The 10,885-nt window shown below is 43.6% G+C and carries 6 protein-coding genes and 2 pseudogenes; 4 read left to right on the top strand and 4 right to left on the bottom strand.

The features are described 5' to 3' along the window. Nucleotides 1–10 precede the first annotated feature (10 nt). The 4 genes and pseudogenes from POREN0001_RS02715 to POREN0001_RS02700 form a co-directional block, all read right to left on the bottom strand. A pseudogene (locus POREN0001_RS02715) lies at nucleotides 11–1,777 on the bottom strand (type IA DNA topoisomerase); the annotation flags it as partial. A gap of 115 nt (nucleotides 1,778–1,892) precedes the next feature. Further along, complete coding sequence (locus tag POREN0001_RS02710) at nucleotides 1,893–3,695, bottom strand: reverse transcriptase domain-containing protein (protein WP_040580312.1); 1,803 nt, start codon at nucleotides 3,693–3,695, stop codon at nucleotides 1,893–1,895. Between the two features lie 556 nt (nucleotides 3,696–4,251). Further along, nucleotides 4,252–4,623: pseudogene (locus tag POREN0001_RS02705) on the bottom strand (toprim domain-containing protein); the annotation flags it as partial. A 34-nt stretch (nucleotides 4,624–4,657) separates the two neighbouring features. Next, nucleotides 4,658–6,049 carry a DUF3945 domain-containing protein gene (locus POREN0001_RS02700; RefSeq protein ID WP_004332894.1) on the bottom strand — a complete coding sequence of 464 codons (1,392 nt, stop codon included), beginning with the start codon at nucleotides 6,047–6,049 and terminating at the stop codon, nucleotides 4,658–4,660. A gap of 295 nt (nucleotides 6,050–6,344) precedes the next feature. Here POREN0001_RS02700 and POREN0001_RS02695 point away from each other — a divergent pair, with 295 nt between their 5' ends. The 4 genes from POREN0001_RS02695 to POREN0001_RS02680 are packed head-to-tail and all read left to right on the top strand — an operon-like array spanning nucleotide 6,345 to nucleotide 10,826. Further along, nucleotides 6,345–8,177 carry an aminotransferase class I/II-fold pyridoxal phosphate-dependent enzyme gene (locus POREN0001_RS02695; protein ID WP_004332904.1) on the top strand — a complete coding sequence of 611 codons (1,833 nt, stop codon included), beginning with the start codon at nucleotides 6,345–6,347 and terminating at the stop codon, nucleotides 8,175–8,177. Nucleotides 8,178–8,196: 19 nt separating this feature from the next. After that, nucleotides 8,197–9,324, top strand: a complete 1,128-nt coding sequence (locus tag POREN0001_RS02690; RefSeq protein WP_157597627.1) for a TonB-dependent receptor — start codon at nucleotides 8,197–8,199, stop codon at nucleotides 9,322–9,324. A 53-nt stretch (nucleotides 9,325–9,377) separates the two neighbouring features. Then, a complete protein-coding gene (locus tag POREN0001_RS02685) occupies nucleotides 9,378–10,568 on the top strand; it encodes an outer membrane beta-barrel family protein (RefSeq protein WP_004332852.1) in 1,191 nt (396 codons plus the stop codon). A gap of 48 nt (nucleotides 10,569–10,616) precedes the next feature. After that, nucleotides 10,617–10,826: a hypothetical protein gene (locus POREN0001_RS02680; RefSeq protein WP_147286684.1), complete on the top strand. Its 210-nt coding sequence runs from the start codon at nucleotides 10,617–10,619 to the stop codon at nucleotides 10,824–10,826. Nucleotides 10,827–10,885 lie beyond the last annotated feature (59 nt).

Raw genomic sequence — 10,885 nt, 5'->3', positions numbered from 1 at the left:
TTATGGGGAGTTACTTTCGGGATTTGCCCGGTTTCTTACGTTCGGGGAAGACAAAGACCGTCTTGAACTCTCCGTCCAAGGAGAGAGAAGCCTCGAAGCTCTTGCCCGTTTTGGAGGTAAAGCCCTTGATGATGCCAGTCTCTCCGTTTACCGCCAACTGCGTCAGTTGTTCGTCCGTGAGGCTCTTGCCTGCCACGCTGCGGAAAAGGGTCAGACCGCAATCGGCATCCGAGCACTTGGCACATCGGGGATAGAAGACCAGTGAGCCTTTGCCGCATTTGGGGCAGTTGATGTCGCTTCTCTTTTGAGGGAAGAGGATTTTGGACGAGAGCAATTCGTCCGTAATCTGTGTGGCATAGCTTTCGATGCCCTTGCGGAAGTCCCGCTCTTTCAATTCTCCCCGTTCGATTTTCGCCAAGTCCGCTTCCCACTGTCCGGTCATCTCAGCATTGCCGATTTTCATCCCCTTGACGATGGAATAGACGGCAAGTCCTTTCTCCGTGGGGACGAGCGACTTCTTTTGGCGCACCATGTATTCACGGGCAAAGAGGGTTTCGATGATGGCGGCACGGGTTGCAGGTGTGCCGATACCGCAATCTTTGAGCTGCGCACGCAATTCCTCGTCCTCCAACTCCTTGCCCGCCGTCTCCATAGCAGCCAACAGCGAACTTTCCGTGTGCAGGGGCTTGGGCTTGGTCGTTCCCTGTGCCAACGAACAGGCGCAGAGCGGAAGTTGCTTACCCTCCTCCCATTGAGGGATGATGATGCCTTCTCCATTCTCCCGACTTTCCCGTTCTTCGGCTTCTGCCTGCTCCTTGTCTTTCTTCCTGCTGTTTTTGAGGACGGCACGCCAACCCTCTTCCTTGATGATTTCACCTTTGAGGATGAACTTCACGCCTTCACAAATGGCAGTAACCGTACTGACATCTTTCACACAACGGGCGGAAAAGGCTTCGAGCATACGTCCGGCTATCATATCATAGATGACCGCTTCCTCTCCAAACATGTCTATCGGTTTCTTGCCCGTAATGAGCAGGGCGTGGTGGTCGGTCACTTTCTTGCCGTCCACCGAATGCGCATTAAGTTCGGTCAGTCGGCGGGCATGGACACCCCAGACGGGATGGTCGTGTAAAAAGGCTATCAGGGCAGGTATTTCGGCAAAGACATCTTCGGGAATATATCGGCTGCCCGTGCGAGGATAGGTGATGTATGCCTTTTCGTAGAGTTTCTGCGCCAAGGAAAGGGTCTGTTCCGCCGAATAGCCGAACCGGCTGTTCGCTTCTTTCTGTAGGGTGGTCAAGTCGTACAGAAGCGGTGGCTCCTGTCTGGTCTCCTTGCGCACAATCGTTTCCACGGTGGCAACAGAAGCTTGTTTGAGCTTTTCATACAGGGCGGAGGCTTCCGTCTTATCAAACCAGCGGTCGGCAGAAGAGAAACGGAAACTCTCATCACCTTCCTTTACGGCAAGGCTGAGTTGCCAGAATGGCTGCGGCTCGAACTTCTTGTTCTCCAAGAAACGGGAACAGACCATACAGAGAGTCGGAGTCTGTACCCTGCCCAATGAATAAGTGCCTCGTCCTGCCGCAATGGATATGGCTTGGGTGGCATTGATGCCCACTAACCAGTCGGCTTCGCTGCGGGCACGGGCGGCATAATAGAGATTGTCATACGCCGCTCCGTTTTGTAGACGGGCAAGCCCCTCTTTGATGGCTTTGTCCGTCAAGGAACTGATCCACAGACGGTCGAAGGGTTTGGCGATGCCGAGATACTCATAGATGGTAGGCTCGGCACTCGGCGCCATGCCGTCTTGCGACGGTAGGTTTCCGAGAGCCTGCCCCCGAACCGTACGTACAAGTCTCCTTGTATACGGCTCTCCGTTGGTTTTTCTCATTTTAGCGAACATGAATTTTAGCATTACAGGTTTCACAAACTGCCAAAGTTTTACGGTATTTTTTGAGCATCTGTTGTTCCCACTCGTTCTCTCCCTTGAGGTCTTTGAGTGTACGCACGTGATGCATCACCGTTTTACCTTCTGCTCCACATAATTCACACCTTTCAGCCTTCAATCTCTCAACAAGACTCGGATAAGGACTGATGTTTGTGTTCGGAATGTTGTCGCATTGGGCATAATCTTTAGCTGTCTTTCGTCTAAAACCTTCATTATAAAGCACTCTGATTTTCTTTTGCCCTCTCTTGTCTATGTAGTGTATGATAAAGTCTTTGCCTTTGCGGAGTTTCTTTATCATCTGCGCCATAGTCATGTTTTGTTTTTGAGCAATAGTTTTGAACATACTGTACTTCATATTGAATCCGAATGAATTGCCGAGATATGAGATGTTATTGGCAATAGAATAGTAGTTGTAGAATCCTCTTATTTCCGCATTGTATTGTGCAAGAATATCTTCAGGCTTCATTCCTATCATGTATGAACGAGTTTTCGGTTTCCAGACTTCTTTACCCTTAACTTGCTTGATGCATACAGCATCATAGTCCAGTAATTTTCGTCTGACCGTCTCGTTGGATACGTTTAGGACAATTCTACCATTGAAGGGTCTTCTTAAAACTCCATTTCTATTACGCCTTAGAGCTTGGGATTTGCGAACATAGATTTCATAACCGAGAAACTTGGCAGGATTTTGTGCATGCGTTATTAGCGTTTTCTCTTCTGACAACTCCAATTTGAGTTGCTCACTCATGTATTGAGCGATGTTCGCTTTGATTTGCATGCATTCAGCCTTGCTGCCAATAACTCCAACAAGGAAATCATCAGCATATCTCACATATTTCAATCTCTTGAATGTTTCGTCCATATTTAAGCCATAGGGCGTATTAATCATCTCTTTCTCGACTTTACGAATCTCATCCATCAGTTGTTCTCTGACAGATTCATTCTGTTCGGATTTGTTTTTTGCTACCAGCCTGCTTCTTTTATTTTCAAGACGTTTATACTCCGTGCTGCTCCGTCTTTCCTTGCCTATATCGAAAGATTTGGCATACTCCTTCATATACTTATCGAACTTGTCAAGGTAGATGTTTGCCAAAATTGGGCTTATCAATCCTCCTTGAGGTGTTCCGCTATATGTTTTGTGGAATTTCCAATCTTCCATGTATCCTGCGTTCAGAAACTTCCTGATTAAACGTATAAACCTTTCATCGGCTATTCGTTCTTTCAAGGTCTTTATAAGGACTTCGTGGTTGATGTTGTCGAAGAAGCCTTTAATATCTCCTTCAACGAACCACTTTGTCCCACTGAACGATTTTTGAATGTGGGTCAGTGCAGTATGGCAACTCTTATTGGGTCTGAAACCATGAGAGGTGTACTCAAAATACCCTTCATAAATGGCTTCAAGAATCATTCGTGTTACCTCTTGTACCAACTTGTCTTCAAAAGAGGGAATTCCGAGTGGTCTTTTCTTGCCGTTCTTCTTTGGAATATACACCCTCTTGGCAGGATGTGGTTTATAAGTCTCATTTTTGAGACTCACGATAAGGTCATCTATTCTCTGAATACTCATCTGGTCAATTGTTTTGCCATCTGTTCCTGATGTCATATTGCCCTGCTTAGCGTAAATGCGCTGGTAAGCAGTATAAAACACCTGCTCATTAAATAGATTACGGTACAGCCTTTCGTACTTGTAGTCCGAATCAGTGCTGTGTTTACTTAAAATGTTTAATACATTCTCTGAATTTCTCATACGTCTCACACGTCTTTCTTTGTTTGTATTAAAGTTTCCAACTGCTTCCCTTCGCCATGTACAGGACGTTATCCTGCTCGGACTACTACGGAAGCTCCGTTGCCATATCGGGTTTTCAGAGACTATACCTCATAGCCTTTCGGCTCCCCGACTTAGGCAATCCCCATTTAGCTTGCATAATAACTATTAGCGCGACAAGCTGTCGGATGCGACGTTCGACCTTTTCTCCGCATATTGCGGCTGTGCCGTAGTCTGTCCTTTTGCTCAATCCGTCCGGCTACATCGGAAGAGTACTACGGCGTGACGTTTGTAATTGCCTTCCGTCACTGCTCATTTAACAGCCACTGGACTATCGTTCAACCAATTCAGGCTTCATCCTTGTGCTTGTCTTTCTACCTCGTCATTCAGTCGCCACATGGCAATTTGTGGACTTATGCCTTTACCGACATGCTACACTCCCCATTGGGTTTCCCCTTTGGATAAGTCGGTTGGTAGTAGGTTATTTCAAAGAACACGAACCTAATCTCTTGCTAAGGAGATTTTATTATACAGCCTTATGGGCGCACAACCTGAAGATCAACTCACCTTCCCTTCCGGCATCGGTGGCTACGATAATGCCTTCGCACGCTCGGAATAGTTTTTCGATAACTTTCAATTGTGCGACTGCCCCAGCGTCGGCTTTATAGCCTTTACCCTCTTTGATTTGACGGGGAATAAGGGTAAAGACGGGAGGAAGAATCGGCAGGTTCTCTTTGTGGAAACCCTTGATGCCGTAGGCTTCGGGCATGGCTGCCGTTATCAGGTGTCCCAGTGCCCAAGTGACGGCATAGCCGCCTCCTTCGATATAACCCTCTTTCTTGTTGGTTGCCCGAACGACACGGGCGATTTCACGAGCTACGCTCGGCTTTTCTGCTATGATGACTTTCATTTGTTCTTACTTTTTGGATGTTAGTGGTGGCGGATTACATTTTCATTCCCTTGGAACGCTTCTTCTCTTCTTCCTTTTGTTCCTGCTGGGCGGTAGGTTCTGTCTGCCCCTGTTTGAGTGGCTCTTTCACATGCTTGGTAGCCTCGTTGGTCTTGCCTTCGGAATTGACGGCGACTTGCGTGCGGGAAGCATTGTCTGGAGTAACTTCTTTGGCTTGGGATTCGGGATTCCATTTGAGGAAGTCAAACTTGTTCTTCTCGAAGTTTGGACGTACATAGGCATTGAAAGACTCTCCCTTCTTGTCGATAAGCCCGGTCATATAGACCGTCTGACCTGATTTGAGCTTTGCCTGCTCTTCGGGAGAGATGTCGCGTCCCAGCATCTTCTTGGGGACACGCAATTCTTTCTGCTCTGCCTGTTCCTGTCCTTCGGGGGCTTGTCTTTGGCGTTGTTCCTGCTTGGGAGAGCCGAAACGAAATTCAATCGACCGCTTGTCGGCATTGAATTGAAGGTTGGCATTGAAATGCTTTCCCGTTTTGGAGGTCATCCCCTCCACATAGATGCTTCTGCCTTCCGAGAGTTCCTTTTTCTGCTCGTCGCTCAGCTTCACGCCCTTGATTTCATCGGGGATGCGTACCCTATCTGCACTCAGGGCAATGATGTCATTCGTCAGGCGGTCGATGCTCACGAAACTGCGGGTCGGTTCATCTTTGCCGGGGAAGGTCAGCTCCACGGTACGACCGAGGTTGCCCGTTTCCTTGAGGGCTTTCTTGTCCTCGTCGGTGAAGGTATGCCCGAAGAATTCACGCTCCAATTGAGGCTCCTTGCGGATGGCGTGGACAACGGGGATAAACGTACCGTCTCCGGAGGCTTTCAGGGAAAGACGGGCATCGGTGTAGAGGGAAACTTCCCCAATTTTGATACTGATGGGAACAAGTGGAGTCTTTCTGTATTGAAGTAGGTCATCAAGATGCTTGCCCTTTTCGAGACTCTCACGGCTTACACCCATCTGCTCGAACTGCTCCCACTTCACCTTGTCGGGGTCAATGCCTTGGAAGGACTGTTTCTGCTCCCCTGCATAGTCCGCAGGATTGATACGGGCAGAGTCCAGCATCTCCTTATTGGAGGGGACATCCGGAGCTTTGAGCATCTCCGAGAGTACACGTGCACTGGCAACGGCACTCTCGAAGGGGACTTTGAAGAAAGTCAGCGGTGTGGGATTCTTGAACTGCCGCATGAAGTTAGAAAGGAAGTTTTCCAGCGCATTGCTGTGCTTGTCGAACTTCAGGAAGCTCTGTTCATGCTCGGCGGTGGGCGGAACGGTTTTCAGCTCGCCTTTCTCGTCCGTTCCTGTGACGGCTTTGAGGTTTTCGCCCTTTTGATCCTTGACCAAAAGGACTTCTTGGTCTTTGATTTTTTCGTCCATATTATAATGTATTTAATGACACCAACAGCGGTGCACGGACAAAAGTAAACCAAAGAAACCGTGTATGTTAGAGGTATTGGATAACTGCGTACTTGTGGCTTCGATATGGATAGAAGTGGCCTCTCATAAGGGTTCTCTAGTGAGAAGAGCATCACTGATTATGGTAGGATTGTATTTCCGATTGTCGCACATAACCTTATGTTGTTTTCCCGTATAGACAAAAAAAACTGCTTTTTTTTTGCGTGAACAAATTTATTTGCTTATATTTGCAGGCACGTGACATAACACTCTATGTATGAAGTTGGATAAATACAATGTAGCACAGTCTTCTCAGTCTATTGAAGAGCTTACAAAAGAGTTCTTTCAGTATAAAGGAAATTATAGAGACGAAGTCGGGCAAGTTTATTGGAAAGAATCTGATTCTGCGGTATCTTCCAAAATGTCTTTGAAGAACCGCCCCAATTCTCGTATGGTCAGTTTTGTTTCCAATGATTATTTGGGGCTTTCCCAACATCCTCTCGTGCAAAGTGATGCTATCAGAGCTATTAATCAGTTTGGAACAGGGTTCTGTGCCGCTCCTAGTATCGGAGGCTACTCTTCATTGCAGAAGAGATTGGAAGACGGAATCTCAGCCCTATTGAAGACGGAGGATACTTTGGTTTTTAACTCGGGCTTTTCAGCTAATATTGGACTCTTTTCTGCTTTGGCAAAGCCTAATGATATTGTATTCCTTGACAAGGGGGTTCACCGGAGTGTATTTGAAGGAGTGAGACATTGTACTTGTAAGATACTACCTCATAATGATCCTGAAGCTCTAGACTCAGCCTTACAACGTTACAAAGTTGAAGGGTGCAATTTGTATGTTGTGATAGATGGGGTTTATTCCCAAGACGGAGACCAAGGTTTGGTTCGAGAATATTTAGAGATTTCTCAAAAGCATGGAGCCTTGCTTATCGTGGATGATGCCCATGGTATAGGGGTATTAGGGGAAAGTGGTGCCGGTCTTTTGGAAGAATTGAATTTATTGGGACAGGTTCCTCTTGTTACGGGTACACTGAGTAAAGCATTTGGAAGTATAGGAGGGTATGTTTCCGGGCGCAAGGATTTAATTAATTACATCCGTTACTATGCTGGAAGTTGCTGTTTTTCTGTTTCTCTTCCTCCTCCCTGTTTAGCTGCTGCTTTGAAGTCTTTGGAGCTAATCCCTAAAGCGACCTCTGAGCGAAAAGAGTTGTTGGCAAAAGCTCAATATGCAAAAGAGAAGCTACAAGAAGCAGGTTTCTCTACGACAGATTCCACCACTCCTATCGTTGGAATACTGACCCCGAGTTATGATGAAGCTATTTTGTGGGCGGAACGTTTACTCCAACACGATGTTTACATCGTTCCTATCGGATATCCGGCTGTTTCAAAGCGTTGTCCCAGATTACGCTTAGCCCTTTCCAACTTGCACTCATATAGGGATATAGACTTTTTGATTTCAAAATTACTTACAGTAACAAAAAAGGATTATAAATACATGCCAAGAAAGAGACGCTCTTCTGCCGAGATTGCTCACTTGATAGATAAAGCAACAGAGGATATTGTACGAGAAAAAGGATTTGGGGGACTTTCTATTCAGGAAGTTTGTGACCAAGCTGAAATAGAACCTGCATTGTTTTACAGGCGTTATCCCGAGGGCTTTGCCTTTTATGTAGAGAAATTTATCCGAGACCATGATTTTTGGCTCTCTCATTATGAGGAATTCCCAGTCGAAAAGCTGAACAGAAGTCCGGAAAATTTGACACAGATTTTACTCTATTTATGGAAGCAAATCGCAGAAGACGGACTATTAAGTTCTTTGCTTCGCTTAGAACTTCAAGATTCTCCATTAGACGCTGCTGTTGAAATAGCAAAGGTGAGGGAAATCCAAACAGAAGATTTAGTTGATTTCTTTACTCAAGCATCAGAATCTCCGAATACACTGAAGATACAATTAGCTATTCTTACAGCAGGGATACAGTACTTGGCACTGCATAAAAATATATCTACTTTTTGTGGAATAGATTTTACGAGTATTCCAGAAGGAGAGATAGAAACAGCTCTCATGCAGATGCTGAAATGTATTCTAAGAAGCAAGGATAAGTAAAAACATAATAATGACTATTATGAAACATAGTTCTTTTCTCGGTTTTGTTTGTATGCTAATGAGTGTTATCAGCACAACAGCTAACGCTCAAAGTACAAAAGATATCTCAAAAATCAAGATAGTATATGTAGATAGTCTAACTTCTCAGACTGTTGAAAATGCAACTACATTGCTTTTTGACAGCAATGATTCTATAACACCCATTACGTATGCTTACTCCAACTATTTAGGAGAAGTATATTTCAGCGTCAAAAAAGAGCATAGTTATCGAGTTATAGCAACCCTTTGGGGTGATGTTGTCTATAAAGAAGACTTCATAATAAACAACAACCAATTACAGATAGAGCGAAAAGTACTAATATCTTCCACAAAAAACTTGGGCGAGATTGTAGTTCAGCCTAAGCCAATTAGTGCAGCAAAAGGAAAGATGACATTTCAAGTACAAACTGCGGGATTGGGCAATTCTCTTGCAGCATACAGTACTTATGACATACTAACTCGAACTCCTCGGATTCAAGTCGTGGGCAATCAGGTATTAATTGACGGGAAACCTGCTGAGGTACATGTTGATGGCGTCAAAAGAATAAATGCTCAAGAATTGTTGTCTATGATAAGTGCAGATGATATCAAAAAGATCGAAGTACAATTTGGCAGAAATGCCTCAACGTCAGGACAAACGTCAGGAGGTGTCGTGAAGATTTCACTAAAAGAACAACGAGGATTTTCTTCTACTATCAAGAACTCTTTATCACTTACTGGTAAGCCTCTTAATCCATCTACTACTGCTTTAATGCAAGATGGGAATTTTTCTCTATTGTACGGAACCGATAAATGGCAATTGTATTCACGATTCTCTACTCAGAATGGTGCTTACACGGGAATAAATTATGAATCTTCTTATCATATATTGGGCAATTCCGAGAGAATTAACAAAAATACAGAGGGGAAAAACTCTGAGAATAATTCATGTGTAGGAATTATAGGAGTATCTAGTATTTTAGGTCAACATCGCTTGTTAGCAGAGATTGAAGGCGATTTTGTTTTTCAAGACAAAAAAAACAAAACGACGAATTTAATCAACCCAATCGAAAAGACGAGTATCTACATTATTACACACAATCTTTACGAAGCAAGAATTCTGATTTAGGTTCTATCACTGTAACCCATCTGTGGGAATCAAAAGAACTTAAAAAGAAAAAGTTGCAAACATCAATGGCGTATATCTTTTACAAGGACAAAGAAATATCATTGATTGACACCAAATTTGAAAAAAGAAGTCAATTGAGAAAAGAAGAAGGTATCAGCAAGGCTTTCAATAACCTTCTGTTTCTCAAGAGTGAATGGAGTTCTGTTTTTAATGAAGCAATAGATTTAAATGCTGGAGTTGAGTTGAATCTAACTTCGCGAACAAATGATTATAAACATAGGACAGAGAGTATAAACGATGCCATAGAGTATTATCGTTATCGAGAATTACTTGGTGCTGCATTTGTGTCACTATCAAAATCTTGGGACAAGTTCTTTATCTCAGGAGGAATACGTATAGAACACACCTATTTGCAGAGCAAAAATAAAGGTGTTTCACAGGGTTATATAAATTGGCTACCCTCCTTGTCCATAAGTTATACTACCGATAAGCTTAATGATCTTTCATTCTTCTATTCTCGCTATTTACTTCGTCCATCGTTTGAGTTGTTGAGCAATTACAAGATTAAAGTCAATGACTTCCTTTACTTTGTAGGAAACCCTTTGTTGAAAGCACAACAAACAGATCAATTTACCTTATCGTATACTACTTCTAATTTTTCAATTTTCACTGATTATCAATCACATAGAGATGTCATAGAAGAGATGTTTTTCACGAAGGATAACATTGTATATTTAACTAATGACAATATGGATACAAGGCATGAGGTCAGGTTCGGTGGAGGATACAATGGGAAATTATATCCATTTTGGCATATTGCACTAAATGGAGGCCTGCAATATATGTGGATTCCCAATGGATATGTTCAAAAAAATATTATACAAGGATACGCCTCTCTGTACAATACGCTGACAATAACTCCAAAATGGCAAGTGAATATAAATCTCGACATGGCGTCACCTTGGATCATGCAAACACGTAGAGTAAGTGGACGATTCACTTCTGGGATAGAAGTGAACTATACCACTTCTAATAAGCGATGGAATTTGGGTTGCAAAATAGAAAATTTGTTTGCCAAGCATTCTAGTTCGACCAAAACAATAAGTCCCTATATTGTCAATACTGAGAGGTCTCAAGTAGCAATACCGAGCCTATTATTTCGCATTTCATATCGTTTTCAAACACAAAATAAAACAGGAACACCTGTAAAGAAAATAACAACAGAGAATAGAGATAGACTCTAATGGCGGAAACCGAAAAGCCAGCAATGAGTAGGTATAATCAAAAATAAGATGACTATGAACGCATTGGATCAAGCAATTGAACAAATGTCTGTTTTGTCTTCGGATGAAATGGGACAAATGCATGGTGGTTTTGCTTCAGGCACAACAACATTAGGTTCTTTTGAGCAGAACCTCAATGTTAACGTGAATGTTAGCAATGGCTCTCGCTGTCGCTGTGCATGTAAAGAAAATGGTCAAACTGTAGTAGTAAAAGGTTGATCATGTCCTAAAAAGAACTTGGATGGTCTGTCAGATTTCGTTATAACGGTTTGACAGAC

This window comes from Porphyromonas endodontalis ATCC 35406 (assembly GCF_000174815.1).
Classification (GTDB): Bacteria; Bacteroidota; Bacteroidia; order Bacteroidales; family Porphyromonadaceae; genus Porphyromonas; species Porphyromonas endodontalis.
The sequence above is the reverse complement of the archived record's forward strand: the minus strand, read 5'-3'. Positions and strand labels throughout refer to the sequence as shown.

Coding starts and splice junctions, on each gene's coding strand:
- POREN0001_RS02690 (WP_157597627.1), top strand. CDS start 8,197: ATGAAACATAGTTCTTTTCTCGGTTTTGTTTGTATGCTAATGAGTGTT.
- POREN0001_RS02710 (WP_040580312.1), bottom strand. CDS start 3,695: ATGAGAAATTCAGAGAATGTATTAAACATTTTAAGTAAACACAGCACT.
- POREN0001_RS02700 (WP_004332894.1), bottom strand. CDS start 6,049: ATGGACGAAAAAATCAAAGACCAAGAAGTCCTTTTGGTCAAGGATCAA.
- POREN0001_RS02680 (WP_147286684.1), top strand. CDS start 10,617: ATGACTATGAACGCATTGGATCAAGCAATTGAACAAATGTCTGTTTTG.
- POREN0001_RS02695 (WP_004332904.1), top strand. CDS start 6,345: ATGAAGTTGGATAAATACAATGTAGCACAGTCTTCTCAGTCTATTGAA.